Genomic DNA, 24,694 nt, shown 5'->3' on the forward strand with positions numbered 1-24,694 from the left:
CGCCTGTACCGGACTCGGCTTCCTCACCGGAGCCACCAGTGCCGCCACCGTGCCCTCCGCACTCCAGCACTTCATCGGGCCGGGGCCGCCGGCGACACTGAGCACCTACTCCAGCTTCTCCTTCGAGACCGTCCGCCTCACCGCGACCGGGGCGACGCTCTTCGCCGTGGCCAACATCGCTCGGATGGACCGGGGCCACTGCCGAGGTAGCCGGCACGACCCAGAGTGTACGTTCGTACATTCTGTGGGTAGGGTGCTGTGCATGCCGACGAACTACTTCGCCCAGGACCCGCGCACCAACCTGGAACGTATGCAGGCGGGCGACCTCTACATCGCCGACGACCCCGAGATCGCCCGACGCCTGCAGCGGGCCGTGAGCCTGGCCGCCCGCTACCAGGCCGCCTTCGCCGAGGACGCCGAGGCCGCGCAGCCGCTGCTGGAGGAGCTGCTGGGCTCCCTGGGGGAACAGGCGCACGTGCGTCCCCCGCTGTACGTCGACTACGGCAGCAACATCACGATCGGTGCGCGGACCTTCGTCAACTACAACCTCACGGCCCTGGACGTCGCGCCCATCACGATCGGCGAGGACTGCCAGATCGGCCCCAATGTCCAGTTGCTGACCCCGACTCATCCGCTGGAGCCGCAGCCGCGGCGCGACAAGCTGGAGGCGGCACAGCCGATCGTCATCGGTGACAACGTATGGATCGGCGGCGGGGCCATCATCCTGCCCGGCGTCACCATCGGCGACAACTCCGTCATCGGCGCCGGCGCGGTCGTCACCAAGGACGTACCCGCGAACGTCGTCGCCGTCGGCAACCCCGCCCGCGTGGTGCGGAGTCTGTGAACCTGCACTCATGGCCACCGGACACACCGACCCCCAGCGCCGGGCACGCATCCTCGACGCCGCCCTCGACCTCATCGCCGAGGAAGGAATCGGCCACCTCTCCCACCGGAAGATCGCCGCACGCGCCGGTGTCCCGCTCGGCTCGATGACCTACCACTTCAGCGGTATGGACGACGTGCTGCGCGCGGCCTTCGGCCGGTTCACCGACCACATCGTCACCGTCTTCGACGCCCACCTGTCAGCCCCGGCCGATCCCGGCCAGGCCCGGCAAGCGGTCGCCGATCTCGTCCATGCGGTGTCCGAGGGTGACGCCCGTGACCTTGTGCTCGCGCAGGAGCTGTACACCCTCGCTGCCCGCCGGCCCGACTACCGGGAACTCACACACGAGTGGATGCGCCGCAGCCGCGTTCACCTGGAGAAGCACTTCGACCCCGACACCGCCCGCCAACTCGACGCGCTCATCGAGGGACTGACGCTGCACCGCGCCCTCTCACGTCAGCCCCACGACCGTTCCCTGACGCTCGAAGCGATCACCCGCATCACCGCCCCCGGCGAACCGTCCCGATGACCGCCCGTGCGGCATGGCGTCGCTGCGCGGCGCGACCGCCACCGCCTTCCCCAACTGGATGACGATCACCGGCCCCAACACCGGGCTCGGGAACTCCTCGATGATCCTGATCACCGAGGCCCCAGCTGAACTACGTGGCCGACCATCCGCCACCCCAGCGGAACGTCGTCCAGTCGCTGGTGAAGAGCGCGGTACGCAACTGCGGGACATAGCGACCTGAGGCGTAACTCTGTCCACTGCAGCGGCAGTTACTTTCCCACGCGACCACTCGAACGCACAGACCCGGCACCCGGACAGGTGGTTGGCGCCTTATCGAACGCTTGGTCAGTCGCCCCCTCCGCCCCCTCCGCCGTCACCGCCCCCGCCGTCGCCTCCACCGGAATTCCCGCCGTCGCCGCCGTCCGAGCCCCATCCGTCACCGCCACCGGGCTCGTTGTCGTCGCTGCCGCTGCCGAGGTTGCTGAACCAGGGGCGGTCCCAGTCCGCGTCAGTGGCGATCGGCTCACCTCCGTCCGCCGTCGGGCGCCGTTCCGGTCGGAACCTCGCCAGGCCTGTGGCGTCCCCGAGCCCGAATGCGACGGCGAAGACGTGTGCCATGACGGCATCGAGCGGGTCGGGGCTCTCGTACCGCACATCGGCCAGCGGCAGCAGCACCGTGCCCGGCGCGAGATGCGGCCGACGCGGGGGACGCGACAGCAGGGCGACACGCCGCTCACCGCACAGCAGCCACGAACTGAACGCACTCTCCCGCCGCAGCACCCAGTGCCGCTCGGACAGCCGCACCTCCACGGAACTCTTGGACTTGCGCAGCTTCTTCTTCAGGCTGAGCCCCGCCGGAACATCGCCGACGGTCAGATGCAGGCCCTTGGACGGTTCGGCGGCATCCCGGCGGAAGCCGTGCGGTGCCCGGATGCGTACGACGGGAGCGTGCGGCCCCCACACATCCACGCGCACCAGACGCCGGTCGACGGCGACGGCGACCGGCCCGGCGGGCCCCGGTACGAACCGCCGCGCGATCCACAGCGGCACGCCCTCGGCCTGTGCCTGGGCTGCCAAGGCGGCCACCCGCTGGGGCCCGCCACACTGCCGTACCGTCAACTCCCCCAGCGCGCGGGCGAACCCGGCTGCCTGCCGCACCGTCACCGGCTTGGCGGTCCCGGTGACGCGGGTCACCGGGACGATCCCGGCCCCGTCCGCCAGCCGCCCCAGCGGCCGCTCGGCCCCGCCGCCCCCGAGCCAGCACCCCCGCTGGAACGCCTCGGCCATGGCACCGAGGTTCAACTCGCTGAGCGGCATGATCCTGCCGCCCACCCGCAGCCCGTCTTCGGTCAACTCCACAGTCCGCGCCAGCGGATTCCATGACCGCTCGCCATAGAGTACCTGGCTCACAACAGCCCCCACGCTTACGCGGCTCAGCTGAGCCCGCCCACCACGACCGCCGCCACAGCCCCGGACGGCACCGCCCCACCCTCACACATCCCCGGCCCAGCCTCGTTGCCAGGGTGGCCGGACCCGGGCCGGGCCGTTGCGCAGGCCCCTGGTACGCGACTTCGACCGCGTCACCGCCACCCACGGTTTCCCGCCCAGGCGGCGAGGGCGACGATGTCCCGGGTGAGGGGCATCAGTACGCGCCTGGACGCGCCTTTTCGTATGCCGGTGCGTCAGTGCATCACTTGAACGTTGCTGCCGCATCGCGCAGCGCCCGTGCCACCTCGTCGCCCCACGGATGTCGCTTCCGGGCCATGTCGCCACCGGCCGTGCACTCGCACTCGGGCTCGCGCGCTCACACTCGCATACCTGGCCGGCAGAGCAGGGATCTCCAAGCCCATCGTCTGCAGCGGATGGAAGCGATCGCGACGGCTCACGTTTCGAGCATGGTCTCCCAAGGCGGCGAACTCAGTGGAGTGGTGGCCCCACTGGTCGGCACACCAGACCTCCAGAAAGCCACGAGAATCTGAACACCGGTACATGGACATCTGCCGACAAGCCATACGAGTCGCCGACGGCGCCGCGGACCTCGACAAGGAAGCAGCGATCGCATTCGCAGGCGCCGCGGACGCACTTGGCCATGCGGCCGCTCGTGGAACGATCAGCCCTGAACTCGCCCGATCGACCATCACCACCGTGCTACTCAGCCTTGTCAACCGCTTTGAATGAATGACTCGAAGCTATGCAGTCGCTCTCGCGTCAACAGCCTCCTGGCCCGCAACAGCTAGTGCCGCTCGGCGAGCAGCTTCAGGTTCAGCAACTGCCGTCGAGCCATGATCAGATCGCCGATCGACAGGCCGATGGCCGCCCAGCGGCTGGTTTGCATGACGACCTTGAGCAGCAGGCGCGTCGTGTCGTGATTCTGGGGCACGAGGACATAGGACATAACGGCGCCCATGACCGTGCCCGTCAGCTGGTTCCCCGGTTCGACCGAGACGATCCGGCCCAGCTCGCGCCCGCCAGCGGTAGTGAACCTGTCTCCGACTTGAGGCTCGGGAAGGCCGACCAGCTCGCGAGGCGAGCTGCGGCCAAGGTTGTCGATCCAGTCGTACGAATATGGCGCAAGCCTCACTTGTGCTATCCACGGCCACACCGCTTCGGCAGGCGCCTCGACACCCACGCCCCGCCACGCCTGCAGCGCGGGTGAGGTGACGAAGTCGTCGCACGGGTAGGACCGCAAGATCTCGCTGTCACTCACACCCCAACGGTCACCGATCATGCGTCCATCCTCCACCAACATCATCCCCGTTAGCCGGTGTTCGAAGGTTGATACCCACGTTGGCGGCTAGGACGAGGTGGTTCGCCCGCTCCCGCGCCGGAATCTGCCCACAGGCTGATCGTTTTGGCGTACGACGACTCGCACGCGACGGACTGGGCCATCTGCCGGCGGGCTGTTACGGACGGCCCTCGGGGCCTGACGCGGTGCTGGCAGGGTGGCGGTAGGCCCAGACGACCTGGTCGTAGTCGACACCGTCGACCGGCCGCACGTGCCGGACCCGCACCCGTACCAGCTCGGGCTCGGGCTCGGCAGCCTCGTCGGAGGGCGTAGGCACGGCCCCACGGTGTAGAGGCGGACGCTGTGGTCGACCGCGTTCAGAGCCTGCTGGCGATGTGCTGCTCCCATTTGGCGCAGCCAGTCCGTGTGCTCGGGGCTGCCCGGGACGGGTACGGTCTGCAGCTCCTCGGGCAGATGCTTTGAAGCCATGAACCAGGAGGCTGTTCGCCTTGGTCGGCTTGGCGGCCGGGGCGGTAGTGCTGTGTGAGGTTGGTGAAAGTGCCGGCCCGCGTCGGCTCCTCCGCTGATCCTTCTCTGGGCTGCAGCTGACATGCGGTCGGAACCGTCTCGTCACTCACTGGGGGAGAGTTGAGGAACCGGACCACGCTGCGTGGGCGTAGCCGGTCTCGTACGCAGCGGCCAACGCCACCGGAGACGCCCGAGCCGTGGTGGAAGAGGCATGCGAGGGTGCTCTGGCTCGGTGCGGGCATCCCCGTGATCGGTGCCGTGCTGACCGCAGTTGCCCTCCAACTGCTCGGCCTGAGCGGTGAGTCCGAGCCGAGCCCGGCACCGGCGGGGGCCGGTACGTCCTCGGGGAGCCCTTCAGCGGCGCCGTTCGTCGTGACCGCGAGGCAGGAGAACGAGGCCGGATGCACCGCTCTCCCGCGTCAGGTGTCGTCGGCGGAGGACCGCGCGGAACTCGTGACCGGCGGCGATGTGAACGCCGTCATCCGGCGTAACCAGGGCGCGCGGGTCGGCGAACTGAACGTCGGTCTCACGCTTGAGGGAGGTGCGAATTCCCTGACCGTCACGTCGATCGAGATCAAGCCGAAGTCGCCCCGCGCCGTCGAGCCGCTCGCCGGAACGCTGGTGTGCGAACCGAACGCCGGGGGAGAGTCGAAGATCCAGCTGTTCGCGGACATGGACAGCCCGGAGCCCGTCTTCCTCAAGGGGAAGAACTCCACACAGAAGTACTTCAAGGAAAAGGTCGTCACGCTCAAGCCTGGAGAGCAGGTCAACCTGTCGGCGACTTTCTTGTCGGAGAAGGGCTCTCGGGAATTCGGACTGCTCATCCGTTACGTGCAGAACGGGAAGGACGGCACCGTGCCGGTTCCCGCCCCACGAGGGGGACGGTACGCGGTGACCGGCTTTTCCGCGCGATATGGGGTTGTGTACGAGGGGTCCACGGGTGGCGTCTACCGCCGGCTCGAGGATCCCCGCCCTTGCCCATGGCTGCCTGCATCACAGGGATGCTGACCGATCTCGACGAACGGGGGAGCGGAATGGTTTCGAAGCGTGCGCGCCTCGTCTGGCGCGCCGGGTGCGGATTCCTGCTCACCATCGGCCTGGTAGGGCTGTTGGTCAGCGACGGCGGCACGTCAGGCAGGCCACTCGAACGCCCCAACTCGCTGGACGTGGCGTGGTCGTTCCGAACCTCTGGACGGGCATTGGACGTTTCGGAACTGCCGGCGGCGGTGAGCGACAGGATGCTGGCGATTCCGCAGGGCAGGACAGTGAGCGTCGTGGACACACGCGACGGCCGATTTCTCTCCACCGCGCGCAGTTCCGCGGACCGTTTCACGCTCGTCGGGTTTTCCGGTGGCGTGATGCTCGCTGTGGAACAGCGGTTCGGGCAGGGCGGCGAGACTGTTCTGAACGCGTACGATCCCGCGACCGGACGAAAACTGTGGCACAAAACCGCGAGCCCGGCCCTGCGGAAGGGAAGGGAGGACGCTTGGCTGGGGCAGACGCCTTTCCTGCTGGATCCGGGACCTGCGATCGAATTGGCCGATGGCCGACTGGCGGGAGTTGCTCCGCGGACCGGTGCGGTCACCTGGAGCAAACGGAAGCCCGCGCTCGCGCCGTGCGAGCAATCCGACCCGGACGATCTCGGTTTGCCGCCTTCCCCTTTCAACGTGGCCACGACGGCGGACCACATCGTCGTGCTCAAGGGCTGCCCGGGCCGGACCGCGGAACTCGAGGTGGTGAACGCGGAGGACGGGGACAGTGTCTGGAAGAGGGATCTGGGGCGTTCGCGCGACTCCGTCAGGTTGAGCGCGGTCCGCGGTGTGATCGGTGTGAGCCTTGACAACGATCTGCGCCTCTTCGCGGAGTCAGGCGAGCAGATCCTGCGGCGGAAGGCGGACCGGAAGTCCGATCTCTGGCCCGTGGGAGAGGCCCGAGGCGTGGTGTACCTCTCGGAAACGCACCCCGGCGCGCAGTCGGACCCAGGGTCGTCCGGGTCGAACACCCTGCACGCCGTAAGAGCGGACACCGGGAGAACCATATGGACACGCCCCCAGGGACTCCAGGCCAACAACGGCCTGACCAGTGAGGTCATCGTCGGTGACGTGGAAGTCGCCGGCGCGTACAGCGGAGACCTTCGCTGGTTGCCTGGAGATGCGCGTCTGCAGGCGCCGGGCGCGAGCAGTTTGATGGACCTCGCGGGCAGGCGAAGTGCCCCCGTGCCCTGGCCGGTGGCCGGGACGTTCGTGGGAATGAGTGGAGACCTGCTCATCGTCCGTAGCGAAGAGAGCGACGGCACCCGTTACACCGCTCTTCGGCCGAGCCACCGGGCCGTGGCCGCGGAGAGGCCTGCCCCGCTGGGCGGAGTCGAGCGGCAGGAATGGCCCGACGCCTGTGGGCTGGTCAGCGCCGGACTTCTCTCCGAACTCGGCCGGAACTATGTCAAGCTGCCCGTGTCGTCGAGCCGTAGGGTGCTGGGCACGAAACTGCCCCGCCCGAGTGTCTGCCGATTCGCCACGGAATCCGGATCCGACCACGACATCTTCTCCGTCACCGTGCGATGGGTGGCGCCTGATGCGAAGGCTGCTGAGACCTATGCGGCGAGCGTGATTCCCTGGGGCTGTGCTCCACCGTTGGGCGGTTGCGTGACTGCCGAGATCGCGAAGCCCCGGCGCGGTGTCCATCTGTACACCTACAGAACGGGCTTGCAACAACTCCCCGTCGCTCACGCGACCGTGGTGTCGGGCCGACATGTCTTCGGGATCAGCGCAGGCAACAACGAAGCGCGAACCCAGCGGCTGGTACGGCGCGTGGCGACGCATCTCGCCGAACAAGTCGATCTCGGCCCACACGCGTGAGGGCAGGCATCTTCCTCTGGTCCGCCCATTGGTCTGGTCCGCCCTCTGGTCCACGTCCGACCGTTGGTCCGTACCAAAGTATTGACGCACCCTTACCTCACTCCTTAAATCAAGAGGCGACGCCTTCACCCCCCACCCGGTCGGCTCATCCGTGCGCCCGGCCGCCGTATGGAAGGAAGAGCCGTGGCCTCCCCACGCCTGCTCCGCAGATGCCTGTTCGCCGCCCTGTCCGCCGTACTGGTCGCGTCTGCCACGACCGGCGCGGCGCAAGCGGATCCGCGGGACGCCTCCCCCAACCCCGCGGCCGCCGCCGAGGTGGCCTTCTCCGACAACTTCGACGGTGCCGCCGGTTCCGCGGTCGACTCGTCGAAGTGGCAGATCGAGACGGGCGACAACGTCAACAACCACGAGCGGCAGTACTACACGTCGGGCAACAAGAACGCGGCTCTGGACGGCCAGGGTCACCTGGTGATCACCGCACGGAAGGAGAACCCGTCCAACTACCAGTGCTGGTACGGCACTTGCCAGTACACCTCGGCCCGACTGAACACCGCCGGGAAGTTCAACGCGCAGTACGGGCACGTCGAGGCCCGGATGAAGATCCCGCGCGGGCAGGGCATGTGGCCCGCGTTCTGGATGCTGGGCACGCCGGTCAACTGGCCCGACTCGGGCGAGATCGACGTCATGGAGAACGTCGGCTACGAGCCCTCCACCGTGCACGGCACCATCCACGGCCCCGGCTACTCGGGCTCGGGCGGCATAGGCGCGGGCTACTCGCTGCCGGGCGGCCAGGCCTTCGCGGACGCCTTCCACACCTTCGCGGTGGACTGGGCGCCCGACTCGATCACCTGGTCCGTGGACGGCAACGTCTACCAGCGGCGCACCCCGGCCGACCTGGGTGGGAAGACATGGGTGTTCAACAAGCCGTTCTTCCTGATCCTGAACCTGGCCGTGGGCGGCTACTGGCCGGGTGACCCGGACGGCTCCACATCGTTCCCACAGCAGCTGGTGGTGGACTCCGTGTCGGTGACGACCGGCGGCACGTCCACCGGCGCGGCGATCAGGGGTCTGGCCGGCAAGTGCGTGGACGTCGCCGGGGCGAGCTCCGCCAATGGGACCCCCGTACAGCTCTACGAGTGCAATGGCAGTGCCGCCCAGCAGTGGACCGTGGGCTCCGACGGCACGATCCGCGCGCTCGGCAAGTGCCTGGACGTGACCGGCAACGGCACTGCCGACGGCTCCACGGTCCAGCTCTGGGACTGCACCGGCGGCCCCAACCAGAAGTGGGCCGTCAGCGGGGCGAACGACATCGTCAATCCACAGGCCGACAAGTGCCTGGACGTGACCGGCAACAACTCGGCCAACAGCACCCGGCTGCAGATCTGGACCTGCTCGGGCGGCGCCAACCAGAAGTGGACGATCGGCTGACCCCGCCTGCGACGCAGGGCTGATCCAAACGACAGCCCCTACGCCAGCCGCAGTGCCAGCCCCTCTTCCGAGGGCGCGCGGCTGGCGGCGTCCAGCAGGGCCGCGCACAGCCCCGCGACCGGGGCGAGCCTGTCGTGCGACACCTCCGGGCCGGCCGCGCGCAGTCCAGTCGTGCTCGCTGCCGGTACGCGCCGTCGGCGGTGGGGAATGGAGTCGGCCTCGCCGCAGGTGCAGGCGGCCCTCCGCAGCGTGGCGAAGGCGGCGGTATTCGCCGCGCGGCTTCGGGCGTTGCGACGGGCGTCGAAGGAAGGCTGTTGGGCGGTCTGGAGACAGATCGTCCTCGGGATGTTTATGATGTTGGAGATGAAGAACTTTTCCTCGTACGGATTGGGGGAATCGTTCGCGCAAGGTGAGTGCTGATGGCACATCACAACGCGAACGAGGTTCCAGCCCACCTGTTGATGTGGCAGCGCGTGCGCGAGTACGCCGTGCCATTGTCCATGATCGAGATCGCGACCGCGCGGCGTGCGGTCGGGGACTGGGCGGGGGCATGCGCCGCCGCCCGGATCGACGTTGATCTCGATCTGCGCGCCGTGCGCGACCGTTACGGCACCGATCTCGTCACTCACCTCCGTGCAGATCTGCGTCGGCTCGCGCCGGATCTGCTGCGTTGGCACATGCCTCGGATCGCCCCCGACGGGCGGATCCGGCCCGGTCTCACCATCTGCCTGGCCCGCTACCGGAGTTGTGGTGCAACGCCGCTGCAACTGGTGGTGCGGACGCCGCCGGCCTGGGCGGACGCCGGACAACGGATGTCCCTGGCCCTGTGGGAAGGGTCCGGGACCGGCGCCCCCGGACACCATCCGCATCCCCACCCGCATCCTGACCGGCGTTTCCGGCTCGACCTGCACCGGCATCTGTGGGACTCCGGGCGGAGCGGCGAACTGGCGCGGCGGTGCGGGGCGGGCGGGGCATCGTCCGTGGCGCCGCCCGACCGGACCCACGCACCCACTCGGCCAGTCCTGCCGGTTCGGTCCGATCGGCTCGCCGTTCATGATTCCCCGTGGGCGGTGGCTCAGTGGGCCGCGGAGGCGGAGCTGCTGTTGCGGTCTGAGGGCCGCGCCCGCGGCGCTTTCACCGTGCGGCTCGGTGCGCGAAGCCGCGCCGTGTTCGAACTTGTCGCGCCCGACGACAGCCATGCCCCGACGTGCCGGCCGCTGGGGGAGAGGCTGCCGCCGCAGGAGGTCGCGGCGCTTCCGGTGCTACCGGAGGCGGCGGCCCGGATCCTTCCGGATCTGGGGCTGGTGCGGGCCGGGTTGGTCGCGGTCGACCGGCTGCATCCGCTCGTCGCCGCAGCACTGCCGGCGTCCCGTTCGGCACCGGTGGCCGGTCCCACCTGTGAGCGCAGAGATCCGCACCGGGTGGAATGCCGGGGCGAGGTCCACCGGATCGCGCTGCGCGAAGGGGTGCTGACGGCGATCGATCACGACCCGGACGAGCTGCGCCGGGAGGAGTTGCTGGTGGCGTTCGGCGGCCCGGCGCTGCCGTGCCTGCGGGCAATCGACGGGGTGCACCGCAGTCCGGAGGCACTGCCCGCGGTCCGGGAGCGGCTCGTTCACGGTGACGTAGCCGGGGCGCTGGCCGTGGTCGAGGGGCTACTCGGTCCCGGTGCGGTCCTGCGCGACGGGCCGCTCCGGGAGGAACTGGAGTCGGCCGCGGCTCGCCGTATCGACCACGGGCTCTTCCGCTCGGGGCTGGTCGCCGTGCACCCCGGTGCCGGTGCGATTGGGGGCCAGAACGCCTCAGGCGCCGGACATGCGGACGCGGGCCACCGTTCCCGGCTCGACCGTCGTACGCCTGCCGCAATCCGCCGCAGGCGGAGCAGCCGGGCCCGTCCCCGCACCGCCCTGACCCGCTGACCGGCTTCTCATCGACAGGCTTCTCATCGAAGTCCTTTCCCACACTGCGCATTCCGCGCCGCACGCCCTCACGACATCCGGAACGGGCCGTCCCGTTCCCACCATTCGACCTCAGGTGATGCCCATGACCCCCAGCACCCTCCTGCCCGCCCCCGTCCCGGCCGCCGGCAGGCTCGCACCCACCCCCGTCGACACAGCCGGAACCGGCTCCCAACTCGCCCTCGCCGAGGACCTCCTGACTCTCCTGCGGACGACCACTACCGAGCCGCGCCCCGACGAGCAGCTGGAAGCGGTCACTTTGGCCGTCGCGGCCGACTTGCCCGTGCTGCTCTGGGGCGAGCCGGGCATCGGCAAGACCGCGGTCCTCACGCAGCTCGCCACCTCCCTCGACCTGCCGCTGACGACCGTGATCGCCAGCGTCCACGAGCCGTCCGATTTCTCCGGGCTGCCCATCGTGGGCGACGACCCGGCGGTGCAGGGGGTGCCGATGGCGCCGCCGCAGTGGGCTGTGGAGCTCGTGCGGGCCGGGCGGGGGCTGCTCTTCCTGGACGAACTGTCCACTGCCACCCCGGCGGTCCAGGCCGCGCTGCTGCGGGTCGTCCTGGAGCGGAGGGTCGGTGCACTCCACCTGCCGCCGGGGGTGCGGATCGTGGCTGCCGCCAATCCTCGAGCGTCGGCGGCGGACGGGTGGGAACTGAGCCCGCCGCTGGCCAACCGGTTCGTGCATCTGTACTGGGTGCACGATCGGGAGGTGGTGGTGCGCGGGCTGGGCGGGGTCTGGCCCCGGGCGGAGCTGCCCCGGCTGGAGCCGGAGCGGCTGCCGGAGGCGGTGGCCTTCGCGCGGCGCGCGGTCTGCGGCTTCCTTCAAGCCCGCCCGACGCTGATCCACCGGCTGCCGAGCACCGAGACGCGACGCGGCGGTGCCTGGCCCTCGCCCCGGAGCTGGGAGGCTGCGCTGACCCTGTTGGCCTTCGCCACGGCGGCCTGCGTCTCCCGGGAGGTGCTGGCGCTGCTGGTGCGGGGCGCAGTGGGGGACGGGCCGGGGCTCGAACTCCTCGCTCACCTGGACCGGATGGACCTGCCGGACCCGGAGTCGCTGCTGGCCGATCCGGTCTCCGCCGAGCTGCCGGTGCGGGGCGATCTGCGCCAGGCAGCGCTGGAAGCGGTGGTGGCCGCCGTCGGGGCGCGGCCAGAGCGGGAGCGGTGGGAGGCGGGCTGGGCGGTACTGGTCCGGGCGCTGGAGACCGGCGCCCCGGACCTACTGGTCGCCCCGGCGAAAGCGCTGGCCGCGCTGCGGCGAGACGACTGGGAGGTGCCGGAGGCGGTGGAGCGGCTGGGTGCGGTGGTCGGTCTCGCCCGGCGGGCGGACCAGTCGGTGGAGCGGGCCGCGGCATCGGCTGACGCCGGGCGTGCGACGGGGACGCGCCGATGACGGAGGCCACGAAGCACCCGAAACCGCGCCCGATGCCCCGGCCCGCGCCGCCGCGCCCGGTGCGGGCCACCGTGCCGGGCCCGCCGGCCGGCTCCGGCGGGCCGGTCGGCGGGCCCGGACTCCCTCTGGACATGGAGAAGTTGCTGGCAGCCCGACTGCACGCGGTGAAGGTCCGTCCCTACCTGGCCGACGCGCTCTTCGCGCTGCACGTGGTGGAGGACCGGTGGGTGCCGACGATGGCGGTGGACGTGCACTGGCGCTGCTACGTCTCCCCGGGCTTCGTGGCGCGCACCCCGGTGGAGGAGCTGGCGGGCGTCTGGGTGCACGAGGTCTCCCATCTGCTGCGGGACCACCACGGTCGGGGCGAGCGGTATGCGCGGGAGCACGAGGAGTACGGGCCGGGCGAGCGAAGCGGGATGGGGGTCCCCCCGGCCGAAGGCTGGGGGAGGCTGCGGCGGAACATCGCCGCCGACTTCGAGATCAACGACGACATCTACGGCGACGGTCTGCCCCTGCCTGCCGGGGCGGTGCTGCCGTCGCTGCTGCGGCTGCCCGACGGGCTGCTGATGGAGGAGTACCTGCGGACGGCGTCGATGTCCGGACTCGCCGCGGACCTGGCCTGGCTGGACTGCGGCAGTGGTGCCGACGGGCAGGGCCGGCCGTGGGAGCTGGGGCCCGACGGGGCACACGGGCTGAGCAGGCAGCAGCGGGACGCGGTCCGCTTCCGGGTCGCAGAGGGGATCAAGGGCCGACCGGGCGACGCGCCGGAGGGCTGGCGCCGGTGGGCGGACGAGGCGTTCCATCCGCCGCAGCCGTGGCGGCAGTTGCTGGGCGCGGCGGTCCGCTCGGCAGCGGGTGCGCCGGGGGTGGGCGAGGACCACAGCTACCGTCGTCCGTCCCGGCGCTCGGCCGGCATCCCCGGGGTGCTGCTGCCGAGCCTGCGCCGTACGCCGCCCCGGGTCTGCGTCGTGATCGACACCTCCGGGTCGGTGAGCGACGCCGAACTGGGCAGCGCGCTGCTGGAAGTGGCGGCGATCTCGCGGGCGGTGGGCGGGCGCCGCGACCTGGTCTCGGTGATCTCCTGCGACGCGGCGGCCGGGGTCGCCGTCCCGCTCTGCCGCGCCGAGAACATCGCACTGGTCGGCGGTGGGGGAACGGATCTGCGCTCCGGTTTCGCCCGGGCCCTCCGCTCCCGGCCCCGTCCGGACGTGATCGTCGCCCTGACGGATGGTCAGACTCCGTGGCCCTCCGCGCAGCCGCCGTGCCGCACCGTCGTCGGTCTCTTCCCGCGTCCCGCCCACGCCGTGGACGAGGAGACCCCCGACTACGTCCCGGATGCCCCGCCGCCCTGGGCGCGTGTCGTCACCATCAGCTGACAAAGCGCAGTGGCACGACCTCACCACCCCTCACGAGCGCCCCACGCGGCGCGGTGAGCGGTCCGGTGACCGCACCGATCAGGGCCGCGGTGGTGACCCGCACCTTGTGCTTCCGCCACGACCGCACGCCCCCGCTGTAGGGATCGTCCAGCCGCTTGAAGCACACCCCTCCCCCCGACCGCCGTCCACGCCGTCCACGCCGTTCATGTCGGCCACTCCCGTGCCACGGCCGGGTCGTAGTCGACGGGCACAACGTGAGCGGCGCCAGGCCGCGATCCGCGAACAACGCCTCCAGCGCCGCACGTCGCCGCGCGTACGCCCGGCCGGTCTCGGCGGGGCAGTCAGCGAGATTGATGCACAGGACGCATCGACACATCCCGGTTTGATGCTGGACGCCGCTCGGGCGCGACTCGGAGACTCACGCGTGACGTGACGTGACGTGACGTGACGACGCGAGGAGGACTCATGAGACGGATCACCAGACGTTCGGCGCTCACTATGGCCGCGGGCACGGTCACCGCCTCGACGGTGGTCACCACGACCGCGGTGACCACGGCGAGTGCGACGACGAACGATGCCACGGCGCCGGAAGGGCAGGCGGCGACGTCCGGGGCCAATCCCGTCCTGCGGACCGACCTCATCACACACGTGACCCCGAGGAACAACTGGCGGGTGATCGCCGTCGTCCTCCATCATGCGCGCTCCATCGACCTACAGGGCGACACCATCCCGCCCTCCGCGTTCCAGGTCACCGCCACCCTCGGCGGGCAGACCACGGCCCGCACGGTCACCCGGGTCTACCCGAACACCGCGGCCGAGGTGGACGACCGGCGCCACGCCGGACGGCCGGGCAGGTACCTCGTCATCGAACTCGACCCGGACGACACCAACGCGCGTGCCTCCGGCGCCGTCGACCCCCTTCCGCTCGACCGCGCCTACGCCGTCCGTCAAGTGGCCGACGTGACGGCGGGCGACGGCCAACTGGTGCTCTCCGCAGGCTCGCTGACCATCCGGAACGACGACGTCACCACCCCCGTGGTCGACGACTTCACCGCGGGCTCGTTCACCGACTCCACGGGATTCGAGCTGGACTTCCGGCTGTACCAGCCTGCCGGATACGTACGGAGTCCAGGGGCGCCGCCCACCCGGTACCCGCTCGTCGTCACCCTGCACGGTGGCGGCGAGGTCGCCGACAACAACATGACCCAGCTCACTGCCAACCGTGTCGCCGTCACCTTCGCCAAGCCGGAACGCCAGCGCCGGAACCCGGCGTTCGTGCTCGCCCCCCAGATCCCGCTGCCCCGCCCCATGGACGGGCCTGACGGCACGGACTGGACCGACCCCAGGGTCCAGGCCGCGCTGACCGAGCTCATCGACACCTTCACGGCCGAGCGCCCCGTCGACACCGACCGCTGCTACCTCGTAGGCCTGTCGTCGGGCGCGCGAGGCATCTACGCCCTGCTCCCCAAGCGCCCCCGCACCTTCGCCGCGGCCCTGGCCACCGCCGGCTGGGGCGACCCGTCCGCCCTGGGTGCGATCACGCACATCCCGATCTGGGCCGACCACTCCGTCGACGACCCGGTCGTTCCCTACCGTGAGGGACGGTTCGGCAAGCCCGGCACCTGGACGCTGATGAACGCGCTGGAGAGCGCCGGCGCACGGGTCACCCGCGGGGAGTGGGCCAACGACCTGCCGAAAGCGGAGTACGAAGCCCGCTCCCGCGCCCTGCTGAACCGCGCCCACCGGACCGGCAGCCATGTGCTGTTCACGAGCTACCCGGCCGGAACGACGCCGGTGAGTGCGCATCTGGCGTGGGCTCAGACGTACGAGAACGACGTCGTCATCGACTGGCTCTTCGCCCAGTCCCGCTAGGTCTGCCGTCGGACGGACACCCGAACATGATCTCATCCTCACAGTTCAGGCGTACTCTCACCGTTCTCACCGCCCTCGCCGTGGCCTCGGCGTTCCTGTTGCCGGCCGCCCCGCCGGCCACGGCTTCGGCTACCACCACAGCCACCGCGGAGGGCCCCGCGAGCAGATGTGCCGCCCTGTCCCGCGCCCGGCTGCCGCAGGCGAAGGTCACTGTCGCCCAGGCCGTGCCCGCCGGACAGTACACCGCGCCGGACGGCCGGACGATGCCGGTGCCGGCGTTCTGCCGTGTGCACGGCGTCGCGAATCCGGTACCGAACTCCCGCATCGGGTTCGAGGTCTGGCTGCCCCAGCGGGACTGGAACCGCAGGCTGCTCATGTTCGGCAACGGCGGCTACAGCTCGGCCATCGACTTCGCCTCCATGGGCCGGATGCTCAGCGCCGGATACGTCACCGTCGGCACGGACACCGGGCACACCGGCGACGACCCGGACGTCTTCGTGCAGGGCGCGGCCAACCCGGAGATCATCGTCGACTGGGGGCACCGCGCCGTGCACGAGTCCGTCCTGAACGCGAAACGGGTGGTGAAGGCGTTCACCGGCACGGCACCGCGTCACTCGTACTTCGTCGGCTGCTCCACGGGCGGCCAGCAGGCGCTGACGGAGGCGCAACGCTACCCGGACGACTTCGACGGCATCGTGGCCGGAGCCCCGGGCAACAACCGGATCAGCCTCAACGCCGGGTTCCTTTGGCAGTTCCTGAGCAACCACGCGCCGGGCGACGACAGTCGTCCGGTCATCCCGGCGTCGAAACTCCGTCTGCTCACCGACGCGGCGGTACGGCGGTGCCGTGGCCGGGACGGAGGACAGGCCACCGACGACTTCCTCACCGACCCGCGGTCGTGCTCGTTCGACCCCGCGAGTCTTCGCTGCTCATCAGGCGACGGGCCGGACTGTCTGACCGATCCACAGATCCGGGCCGTACGGAAGATGTACGCCGGCGCGCGTGACCCGCGCACCGGAGAGCAGATCTATCCGGGCTGGCCGGTCGGCAGTGAGGCACCTGTGGTCAACGCGGCGGGTCAGGTGCTGTCCGGCTGGAGCGGCTACTGGGGCACCACGGAACCGGCGCGCGCGAACTTCTGGCGGTACTGGGTCTTCGACGACCCCGACTGGAACTGGTGGACCTTCGACTACCACCGGGACATCCGGTTTGCCCAGCAGAAACTCGGTCCCGTCATCGACGCGACCGACCCGGACCTGCGCCGCTTCCGAAACGGCGGCGGGAAGCTGCTGATGTACGCGGGCTGGGCCGACCCGGTCGTCTCCGCCTACGACACGATCGACTACTACCGCCAGACGGTCCGCGCCACCACGCCCGGCCCGAAGAACAACAGGGAAGACTTCGCCCGGCTGTTCATGGCGCCCGGCATGGCCCACTGCGGCGGCGGCCCCGGACCCAACCGGTTCGACACACTCGCCCCGATCGTCCGCTGGGTCGAGCAGGGCGTCGCGCCGACCGAGATCACCGCGACCAAATACGTAAACGACGACCCCGCCCAGGGCGTGGCACTGACCCGGAAACTGCGCCCGTACCCGGCCGGTACCAGTCCCGCTGCTCCGCCGCCTTGAACTTCCAGGAGCTCGTTGCCGGGCAGGCCGTGATGGTGGGGAGCCCGCTGTGACAGCCGCGCCGTGCGTGCCTCGGGCACGGGGAGCCCCGCCGGGGCCGGTGAGGCCCCGCTCACGCGGGTCGGGGACCGCGTTGGCCGCTCTCCGTTGTGCCGGCATGGTCGCTGGGCTGGGGGGCGGTCACAGGTCTCTCCCTTACGGCGCGTGCACCGTGATCAGACGTTTTCCGGCCGTCACCCTCGAACACGGACCACCCTGAAGCCAGCCACCAGCGCAATCCGCCGGAAAACCGACACCAACACCCAAGGACATGCGGATTTCCGACACCCACCCCGCGAGGGCGGCCGCCCCCTGCCGGGCACGAGAAGGGGTTTCGGTCGGACAGCCCCAGCCCCAGCCCCAGCCCCAGCCCCAGCCTCAGCCACCGGCTCCCGAGACAACCGTCCCCGCCCGGACTGCATCACCAGAAGCGCTGAACCGCCCCGCCCGGCCCCCTGAACAGGAATACATGACGCATGCCGTCATGTATGTGCCCCATGCTTGAGACATGAAGTCGGACCGGCTGCTCTCCATCCTCCTGTTGCTGCAGACACACGGGCAGATGCCCGCCGGCGAACTGGCTGCGCGCCTGGAAGTGTCGGTTCGCACGATCTTCCGAGATGTCGAGGCGCTGTCGGCGGCTGGGGTTCCCGTGTACGCAGAGCGCGGGAGCAAGGGCGGCATCGCGTTGCTGCCGGGGTACCGCACCGATGTCACCGGACTCACCGCCGACGAGGCTCGCGCCCTGTTCGTGCTGGTCACGGAGCAGGCACACGCGGATCTGGGGCTGGGGCAGGCGATCGGTTCAGCACTGCGCAAGGTGATGGCCGCGCTGCCGGCGCCGTTCCGGGGCGACGCCGATCTGGCCAGCAGGCGGATCATGATCGATCCGGTGCGCTGGCGCAGCAGCCCGCGGTCCTCGGCGGTCGACCTGGGCGTACTGCAGGCAGCGGTGTTCAACGACCGACGGCTGCGACTGCGGTACCGGCACGGCCGTGACGCTCAGGTCCGCTCGTACACCCTGGATCCGTACGGGCTGGTGAGCAAGGCCGGAGCCTGGTATCTGGTGGCGGACCACCGGGGTCAGCCGATGATGTTCCGTTCGGACCGGATGTTGTCGGCGTCGGTGGTCGACGAACCGGTGCGCCGCCGGGACGGGGTGGAGCTGGCGGACGTGTGGGAGGTGTTGCGGCAGAACGTCGACCGGATCCCGGCCCCGGTACGGGTGGTGGTGCGAGTGCGGCGGTCGGTGCTGGCGAGGTTCCTGCGCTATCACGAAGCCGAACTCGCGGATGCGGCACCGGCCTTGGTGGAGGCCGAGGCCGGTGCGGAGGAACCGGTGGAGCTGGAGCTGCGGTTCCCCGCCCTTCGCGCGGCTGAACAACTGCTGGCGTTCGGCCCCGCGGTTGAGGTGCTGGAGCCTGCGGAACTGCGCGAGGTTCTGACTCGCCGAGCACAGGAGACCTTCATCCTGTACACCGAGGGCCGCAGCACCTGATCCCTACGGCAGTGAGCCCCGAGCCCTTGGCAGCCCGGAACACCTCCCGTCGACCGGCGGGCCCCGGCACCGCCCGGGGCCCGCCGGAAACACTCGCCCACTGCCCGCCGACACCTCACGACCCGAGACCTTCCACAGATCAGGGCAGACGGAGGCCACCATTCCGAGAACGCGGAAAACAGTCCCTGAAACTTCAGACATACATGACGGTCCCTGTCATGTATGTCTCGCCAAGATGGTGTGACGGACCGGCCGGATCGCCAACCAGGCCATCCGGCTCCCCCAGCCTGCGACCCCCGGTGCGCCCAAGCCGCACTCGCCGCAGATTGGGGGATGAAGCACTTGAAAGGAACATCTCCCATGACTGCCACCCTTGGGCCCGCCCAGAAGGTCGCCGACGAGTTCGCCCGTGCCTGGCTCGGCCGCGACGTCGAGAAGGCACTGGGATTCCTCGCCGATGACGTCGCGTGCGAGGCCCCGAATGGCCGCTTCGAGGGCGTGGCCCGCTACCGCGAGTTCCTGGAGCCGTTCGCGAGCTCACTCATCAGCGGCACGGTGATCGATGTGCTGGGCAACGACACCCACGCGGCGACCGTCTACACCACCGAGACGCCCTTCGCGAAGGACTTCCGCGGCATCGACTACATCACTGTCAAGGACGGCAAGATCACCCATGTGATCAGCGTCTTCGACCTCAGCCCTGTGATCCAGGCCGGAGGCAACCCCGAGCACTGACCAGCCCCGAAAGCGGGTCCGCCGACCGTCGCCACGGCGGCGGCCCCGCCCCTTTCAACCGCCCCACCCACTGGTAAGAAAGCCCTCAATCATGATCACCGTCACCGCTGCCACCGGTCAGCTCGGCCGACTCGTCCTGGAGGAACTCCTCGCGCGCGGCCTACCCGCCGACCAGATCGTGGCCGCTGTCCGGACCCCGGAGAAGGCCGCCGACCTGGCCGGGCGCGGCATCCACGTCCGCGAGGCGGACTACGACAAGCCCGCGACGCTCGCCTCCGCGTTCACCGGCGCAGGACGGCTGCTGTGCATCTCCTCCAACGAGTTCGGTCGCCAGGCCGAGCAGCACGCCAACGTGATCCGCGCGGCGAAAGAGGCCGGAGCCACCGCGCTGATCTACACCAGCTACCTCAACGCCGACAGCAGCGGCATCGCCATGGCCGAGCCGCACGCCCGCACCGAAGAACTCATCCGTGCCTCCGGCATCCCGTACGCGATCCTCCGCAACGGCTCCTACATCGAGAACTACACAGCCAACCTCGGCATGTGGCTCCAGTACGGCACCGTCATCGGCTCCGCCGGTGACGGGAAGATCTCCGGCGCGACCCGCGCGGACCTCGCCGCAGCCGCCGCCCTCGTGACCGCCGACCAGCCGATGAACAACCGAATCCACGAGCTCGGCGGCAGCGCATTCACCATGAGCGACCTGGCCGCCGAGACCACCGCCCAGACCGGCACCACGGTCACCTACGCCGACATGCCGCAGGCCGAGTACTCCAAGACCCTCGCGAGCGTGGGCCTGCCGCAGTTCCTCACCGACGCCATCGCCGACAGCAGCGCCGGCGCGGCACGCGGCGCCTGGTACACCGACAGCAGGGAACTGCAGAACCTGCTCGGCCGCCCCACCACCTCCGTCAAAGAGGCGATCGGCCAGGCCCTCGCCCAGCACCAGGGCTGATCTTCAGCCCACAACCTCACGGGGGGCACGGCCCTCGAACGGCCCGTGCCCGCCGTGTCACCCGCACACACATGAGCGAAGGCACCATGACGGACACCGCCGCGGCACGCGAGGCGAGGGACGACAAGATCTACTTCCCCGAGCCTCTCGCACAAGCCACGATCATCCGGCGCCCCAACCGGTTCATCATCGACGTCCAGGTTGAGGACGTGGCAGTCGCCTGCCACTGCCCGACCACCGGCCGCATCGGCCACCTGGTTCTGGACGGCCTGCCCTGCCTGCTGTCCCGCAGCCACAGCAGCGCCCGCAAGACCCCCTACACGGTCGAGGCGGTCAGCGTCGATCCGCCTGGCACCCCTGACCCCACATGGATCGGTATCAACCAGACCGCAGCCAACCGCTACGTCGAACACGCCCTCAGCCGCAGGCTCCTGCCGCATATCATCACCGCGGAAACGGTCCAACGCGAGAAGTTCCTCGGCCGGTCACGGCTCGACTTCCTCGTCAACGACGACACCTACATCGAGGTGAAGACCCCCCTGGATCACCTTCAGGTGCCCCTCGGCGACCACATCCGCACCCGGCCACGCCCGCCCCTGGCCGCAACCGACCGGCTCGTCAGGCACATCGGCGAACTCGGCCGCAGCCTCGAAGCCCACGAACGTGCGATCCTCCTGGTCTGCTTCCTCTACGACAACCCCGGCTTCCAAGTCAAGAAGAGCAGTCACCACAGCGAAGTCAAAGCACAGGTCGTCCAGGCCGTGAAACGCGGTGTCGAGATCTGGCAGGTCAACTTCGAACTCGACCACACCGGCGTACGCGTGAGTCGCCACTACGAGCTGACCACGCACTTCCTTGACGCGTAGCAGCCCAAAACTATTGAACGACGCATCCTGCCCCAGGGGCGCCAGGCCTCCTGGCACGACACCGCTTCGTCGGACGCCAACGCGACGACAGCGGAGTTCGCCTCACACTCAAAACTCGCCGGCCGAAACGGCACAAGGAGCCTACCGACACACGGGTTCGCGCACAGGCCCTCCTGACGGCCTTGTCCTTCGACGTCGGCATGCGCCACCGCTCTCGTCAGCCGCCTCGCGGCGGTCTCAGCCGGTACCGGCGGCAGGTGTGTCTGCGCCGATCATGCCCTTACCCGCTTTGTGGTGCGCCTCAGGAGAACTTGTACCCGGCGAAGTCGGCGACGTGGATGTACCCGATGCGCTGGTAGAGGGCGTTGCTGGTGGGGTTGGCCGGGTCCGTGAACAGGACGACGTCCGTCGCCCCCGCGGCCAGCGCGGCCCTGCTCACCTCGACCGTCACGGCCCCCGCGTAGCCGCGGCCCCGGAGGTGGGCAGGGGTGTAGACGGGATCCACCCGGACCATGCTACCGACGATCGAGGTTGCGGCGGCCATCGACACAGGGGTGCCGTCCGGGGTCTCCCAGAACGTGAAGTGCCTGTCGCCGAAACGCGAGTCGCCCCAGGAGCCGGCGTCGATCAAGTCGATGGAGGACTGCTCCCCAACGTCGACGCAGAACTCACGGCACCAGCACACGACTTGTTCATGATCCTCACCGCCCGTGATGCGACCCTGGCCCTCTGGGCGCCGCTGCGGTGCGGTGAGCGTGCCGAGACGGTAAAGATGCGTCCGCCAGAAAATTACTGGCGCGGCGCCGCCCGTGTGCCGCCGCCATGACTCGGCGAAAGCGCTGGCGGTGTCGTGGTCCGCGATGACAGTGGAGGGGGAGTGGCCGAGGCCGGCCAGGTGAGCAGCGAGGGTGTCGGTCTGCTCGACAGAGAGGGGCGTGAGGCCCAGGCGGCCGCGCGGAGTGAGATAGAAGATCGCGCGCACCTCGCCTCCTGACTCCAGTCGGCCGAAGACGGCGGCTTCAGCGTCGTGTTCGGCCGCCCTGCGTATCCGCAGTTTTTCGATGTCCGTCAGTGGTGTGTTGTGCAGGGCGGGGCGCGAGCGCAGGAAGTCCCCGGCTCGGGCGAGGAAGTCGTCGACGTCTTGGGTGAGGTGCCAGTCATCCGGGAGCATGCTTCATGATCCCCGATGTCCTCGATTCGGGGAGCACTTGCTCAACGCCTTTCGGCCACGTGACGTGACTGCTCTCGATCAGCCGCAGGCTGTTGTCGGCGAAGGAATCGTTTGACGACAGCGCGACAGACGGACTCCGTTCCCCCGAGCGGGAAGGGGCCCCGATGGCGAACCTGGTCTACAAGCGAGTCTCAACCGACCAGCGGTCGATCGCCCCGGCAGAACCTCGTCCTCACCGAGGCCGGGACCGAGGACCCGGTCGTCTTCGAGGAGAACGCCCGCACCTCCACCCGCTCCAGCGCCCGAAGTTCGGCGAACTGCTCACTTACGCGCGGCCGGGCGACACCGCGCACATCTCTGAGATGTTCCGCCTCGTGCGCGGCACCCAGCACATCCTCGACGTCCTCCACCATGACCGTCACGCCCTGCGCATCCACGATGGCACGTTCTCCGCCATGGACCTCACCGTCCGCCACCCGCGCACCCGGAGAACGGCTGTCCACGGTGAAGTCCATGGTGCAGACCCTCGCCGCCGCAGGCGAACTTCAGCGAAACCTCAAGCGCGAGCTGACCTACGACGGGCTGCGGGCCGCCGAGGCCAAGGGCAGCAAGGGCGGGCACCGCCTGGCCGCCACAGGGGGAAAGACCGAGGCCGTGCGCGCCGCGTACCTGGGGGGACGGTCCATCGACGCCCTAACCCGCGAGCACGGCGTCAGCCGAGGCGCCATCCGTAGGGCCGGGGCCGACCTCATGCCCGAGCACACCGCCGCCGGCCGCGAGGATGCCCGGCCCCGGAGCCGCCGGTCACCCCCGATATGCCGGGCAGGCTCGCCGACTTCCTTCGCGCGGCCGAGCTGGAGCCCGCAGAGCGGGCCGTGCTCGACCGGGGCGTGACCGTACGGGGTGGCCAGGGCTACACCCTGCGCGTCAGTGCCGTCCCCCCGCGGTCGACCGCCAGCGCCTTGCCCGCTGCCAGCCCCTCGACGGCACCCAGGGCGTCCCGGTGTACCCGGCACAGCACAGGGCACGCCGCGCGTACGAGAACCGCGTCAATGCCCTCACGAGTACAACCGGGCCGTGATCAAAGGCTTGGCGTTAACCCCTTGCCAGTCCCAAGTCCGCTGGACAGTCCTATCGTTGGCTGATGCGCGCACAACCTATTGACCGCCCGGCCGATCTCGACGTGGTTCGTGAGTCCTATGACCGCGTGGCCGACAACTACGCCCACATGGTGGTGACGACGGGAGTCGGCGACATCCGTCGCCATCCATGGCTCAAGGCGTCGATCGATGCCTTCGCCGACACCGTGAGGGAGCATGGGCCTGTCCTCGACGTCGGCTGCGGACCCGGAACGGTGACCGCCTACCTCGCCGAACGCGGACTCGACGTGTCCGGGGTGGATCTCTCTCCTCGCATGATCGAGAATGCGCGCCGTCTTCATCCGCACTGCCGCTTCAGTGTCGCCTCTGCCACCGACCTCGACCTTGGTGAAGCGTCCCTTGGAGGCGTGCTCGGGTGGTGGTCACTGTTCAACCTTCCCCGTCACGTCCTTCCCCAGGTTCTCGCCCTGTTCGCGCGCGCGTTGAAGCCGGGCGGGCACTTCATCACCGCGACACACGTCGGCGACGAAGACGCGGTGCGCACCGAGGCCTACGGGGGCGTACCCGTTCGTTGGACGACACACAAATGGCGGCCGGAACAACTCGTGGACCTGATCGAGCAGGCCGGCCTGTACCCGGTCGCCGAACTCCGGCTCCCCCCGGAGGAGTACAGCGGGCCGGGCCTGGTCGTCATGGCCAGGCGCGCCGGCTGACGATCAGGCGTCGGAAGCGGCACAGGGTCTCCTGCCGGACCCATCACCTGACGCCTACCGCTGTTTTCCGTTCGGATACTCCCCGGGAGCCGGACCAGCGCACGCTCCGCGGCACCGCGAGCACCGGGCATCCGTGGCGGGGCGGTGGTCTCGGGCTCGTTCCAGGACTTCGACCGGAGCTATCTACTCGACGCCCTGTCCAGGCTGGGCCTCGCCTATGTCGGGGTCACGCAGGTGCCGGCCACCGTCACGGACGAGGAGATCACCGATCTCGACGCCGCGGGTGTGCGGGCTGTCCGCTTCAATGTGCGCCGAGGCGGGTCGGCGTCTCTGGACGAACTGGACCGTCTCGCACGCCGTGTCCACGACGTTGCCGGGTGGCACAGCGAGCTCTACATCGACGCGCGGACGCTTCCCGATGTGGCGAGCACCCTGGCGGCGCTGCCCGCGGTCAGCGTCGATC

Annotated in this window: 23 protein-coding genes and 2 pseudogenes; 18 read left to right on the forward strand and 7 right to left on the reverse strand. The window is 69.8% G+C overall.

The features are described from left to right. Positions 1-22 precede the first annotated feature (22 nt). The 3 genes and pseudogenes from E0500_RS45660 to E0500_RS42050 all read left to right on the forward strand — a co-directional run. Positions 23-118: pseudogene (locus E0500_RS45660) on the forward strand (fluoride efflux transporter CrcB); the annotation flags it as partial. A gap of 144 nt (positions 119-262) precedes the next feature. Next, entirely contained in the window at positions 263-844 is a 582-nt protein-coding gene (locus E0500_RS42045) for a sugar O-acetyltransferase (protein WP_131560310.1), read from the forward strand. Between the two features lie 10 nt (positions 845-854). Then, entirely contained in the window at positions 855-1,412 is a 558-nt protein-coding gene (locus tag E0500_RS42050; RefSeq protein ID WP_131560312.1) for a TetR/AcrR family transcriptional regulator, read from the forward strand. Between the two features lie 324 nt (positions 1,413-1,736). On the opposite strand, the gene E0500_RS42055 is transcribed toward E0500_RS42050, so the two are convergent. The 3 genes from E0500_RS42055 to E0500_RS42065 all read right to left on the reverse strand — a co-directional run bounded on the left by E0500_RS42055 (position 1,737) and on the right by E0500_RS42065 (position 4,453). Then, positions 1,737-2,750, reverse strand: coding sequence for a hypothetical protein (locus E0500_RS42055; RefSeq protein ID WP_309505317.1), 1,014 nt, complete (start codon positions 2,748-2,750; stop codon positions 1,737-1,739). An 874-nt stretch (positions 2,751-3,624) separates the two neighbouring features. Next, on the reverse strand, positions 3,625-4,119 hold the full coding sequence (locus tag E0500_RS42060) for a polyketide cyclase (protein WP_131571391.1): 495 nt from the start codon (positions 4,117-4,119) through the stop codon (positions 3,625-3,627). A 175-nt stretch (positions 4,120-4,294) separates the two neighbouring features. Then, positions 4,295-4,453 carry a hypothetical protein gene (locus tag E0500_RS42065; protein WP_165935233.1) on the reverse strand — a complete coding sequence of 53 codons (159 nt, stop codon included), beginning with the start codon at positions 4,451-4,453 and terminating at the stop codon, positions 4,295-4,297. Between the two features lie 614 nt (positions 4,454-5,067). Here E0500_RS42065 and E0500_RS42070 point away from each other — a divergent pair. The 3 genes from E0500_RS42070 (at position 5,068) to E0500_RS42080 (ending at position 8,927) form a co-directional block, all read left to right on the forward strand. After that, positions 5,068-5,652: a hypothetical protein gene (locus E0500_RS42070; RefSeq protein ID WP_181587418.1), complete on the forward strand. Its 585-nt coding sequence runs from the start codon at positions 5,068-5,070 to the stop codon at positions 5,650-5,652. Continuing rightward, positions 5,646-7,499, forward strand: coding sequence for a PQQ-binding-like beta-propeller repeat protein (locus E0500_RS42075; RefSeq protein ID WP_165935234.1), 1,854 nt, complete (start codon positions 5,646-5,648; stop codon positions 7,497-7,499). Before E0500_RS42070 ends, E0500_RS42075 begins: the two co-directional genes overlap by 7 nt. A gap of 183 nt (positions 7,500-7,682) precedes the next feature. After that, positions 7,683-8,927, forward strand: a complete 1,245-nt coding sequence (locus E0500_RS42080; RefSeq protein ID WP_181587420.1) for a ricin-type beta-trefoil lectin domain protein — start codon at positions 7,683-7,685, stop codon at positions 8,925-8,927. A gap of 38 nt (positions 8,928-8,965) precedes the next feature. Here E0500_RS42080 and E0500_RS42085 read toward each other — a convergent pair whose 3' ends face one another. Beyond that, positions 8,966-9,556 (reverse strand): hypothetical protein, encoded by a 591-nt coding sequence (locus E0500_RS42085; RefSeq protein WP_309505342.1) that lies wholly within the window; start codon positions 9,554-9,556, stop codon positions 8,966-8,968. Here E0500_RS42085 and E0500_RS42090 point away from each other — a divergent pair. From E0500_RS42090 to E0500_RS42100, 3 genes are all read left to right on the forward strand, one after another. Then, positions 9,437-10,846: a hypothetical protein gene (locus tag E0500_RS42090; protein WP_309505339.1), complete on the forward strand. Its 1,410-nt coding sequence runs from the start codon at positions 9,437-9,439 to the stop codon at positions 10,844-10,846. The genes E0500_RS42085 and E0500_RS42090 overlap by 120 nt on opposite strands. 124 nt (positions 10,847-10,970) lie before the next feature. Further along, positions 10,971-12,278 (forward strand): MoxR family ATPase, encoded by a 1,308-nt coding sequence (locus E0500_RS42095; protein ID WP_181587422.1) that lies wholly within the window; start codon positions 10,971-10,973, stop codon positions 12,276-12,278. A 131-nt stretch (positions 12,279-12,409) separates the two neighbouring features. Then, the gene (locus tag E0500_RS42100; RefSeq protein WP_131571912.1) at positions 12,410-13,654 is read left to right on the forward strand and encodes a DUF2201 family putative metallopeptidase; all 1,245 of its coding nucleotides are present in this window, start codon (positions 12,410-12,412) and stop codon (positions 13,652-13,654) included. Here E0500_RS42100 and E0500_RS44720 read toward each other — a convergent pair. Next, positions 13,647-13,781, reverse strand: coding sequence for a hypothetical protein (locus tag E0500_RS44720; RefSeq protein WP_258573801.1), 135 nt, complete (start codon positions 13,779-13,781; stop codon positions 13,647-13,649). The two genes, E0500_RS42100 and E0500_RS44720, sit on opposite strands and share 8 nt — an antisense overlap. Positions 13,782-14,119: 338 nt before the next feature. On the opposite strand from E0500_RS44720, the gene E0500_RS42105 reads away from it, so the two are divergent. From E0500_RS42105 to E0500_RS42130, 6 genes are all read left to right on the forward strand, one after another. After that, positions 14,120-15,526, forward strand: coding sequence for a PHB depolymerase family esterase (locus E0500_RS42105; RefSeq protein WP_131571909.1), 1,407 nt, complete (start codon positions 14,120-14,122; stop codon positions 15,524-15,526). A 26-nt stretch (positions 15,527-15,552) separates the two neighbouring features. Next, positions 15,553-17,154, forward strand: coding sequence for a tannase/feruloyl esterase family alpha/beta hydrolase (locus E0500_RS42110; protein WP_131571910.1), 1,602 nt, complete (start codon positions 15,553-15,555; stop codon positions 17,152-17,154). Positions 17,155-17,701: 547 nt separating this feature from the next. After that, entirely contained in the window at positions 17,702-18,691 is a 990-nt protein-coding gene (locus tag E0500_RS42115) for a YafY family protein (protein ID WP_131569983.1), read from the forward strand. Between the two features lie 360 nt (positions 18,692-19,051). Beyond that, complete coding sequence (locus E0500_RS42120; protein WP_131569985.1) at positions 19,052-19,426, forward strand: nuclear transport factor 2 family protein; 375 nt, start codon at positions 19,052-19,054, stop codon at positions 19,424-19,426. A 91-nt stretch (positions 19,427-19,517) separates the two neighbouring features. Beyond that, positions 19,518-20,381 (forward strand): NAD(P)H-binding protein, encoded by an 864-nt coding sequence (locus tag E0500_RS42125; RefSeq protein ID WP_131569987.1) that lies wholly within the window; start codon positions 19,518-19,520, stop codon positions 20,379-20,381. A 71-nt stretch (positions 20,382-20,452) separates the two neighbouring features. Then, positions 20,453-21,247, forward strand: coding sequence for a DNA/RNA nuclease SfsA (locus E0500_RS42130; RefSeq protein WP_220141515.1), 795 nt, complete (start codon positions 20,453-20,455; stop codon positions 21,245-21,247). Between the two features lie 301 nt (positions 21,248-21,548). Here E0500_RS42130 and E0500_RS42135 read toward each other — a convergent pair whose 3' ends face one another. Both E0500_RS42135 and E0500_RS44725 read right to left on the reverse strand, forming a co-directional pair. Then, on the reverse strand, positions 21,549-22,418 hold the full coding sequence (locus tag E0500_RS42135) for a GNAT family N-acetyltransferase (RefSeq protein WP_131569989.1): 870 nt from the start codon (positions 22,416-22,418) through the stop codon (positions 21,549-21,551). 191 nt (positions 22,419-22,609) lie between these two features. Next, positions 22,610-22,933 carry a hypothetical protein gene (locus tag E0500_RS44725; RefSeq protein ID WP_258573803.1) on the reverse strand — a complete coding sequence of 108 codons (324 nt, stop codon included), beginning with the start codon at positions 22,931-22,933 and terminating at the stop codon, positions 22,610-22,612. Between E0500_RS44725 and E0500_RS44730 the strand changes: the two genes are divergently transcribed. The 3 genes and pseudogenes from E0500_RS44730 to E0500_RS45665 form a co-directional block, all read left to right on the forward strand. Continuing rightward, complete coding sequence (locus E0500_RS44730) at positions 22,932-23,312, forward strand: hypothetical protein (RefSeq protein WP_258573805.1); 381 nt, start codon at positions 22,932-22,934, stop codon at positions 23,310-23,312. The two genes, E0500_RS44725 and E0500_RS44730, sit on opposite strands and share 2 nt — an antisense overlap. Positions 23,313-23,562: 250 nt before the next feature. Continuing rightward, the gene (locus E0500_RS42145) at positions 23,563-24,231 is read left to right on the forward strand and encodes a class I SAM-dependent methyltransferase (protein ID WP_131569991.1); all 669 of its coding nucleotides are present in this window, start codon (positions 23,563-23,565) and stop codon (positions 24,229-24,231) included. A gap of 144 nt (positions 24,232-24,375) precedes the next feature. Beyond that, positions 24,376-24,669: pseudogene (locus E0500_RS45665) on the forward strand (amidohydrolase family protein); the annotation flags it as partial. Between the last annotated feature and the right edge of the window lie 25 nt (positions 24,670-24,694).

It is taken from the genome of Streptomyces sp. KM273126, assembly GCF_004337435.2.
Taxonomy (GTDB): Bacteria; Actinomycetota; Actinomycetes; order Streptomycetales; family Streptomycetaceae; genus Streptomyces; species Streptomyces acidicola.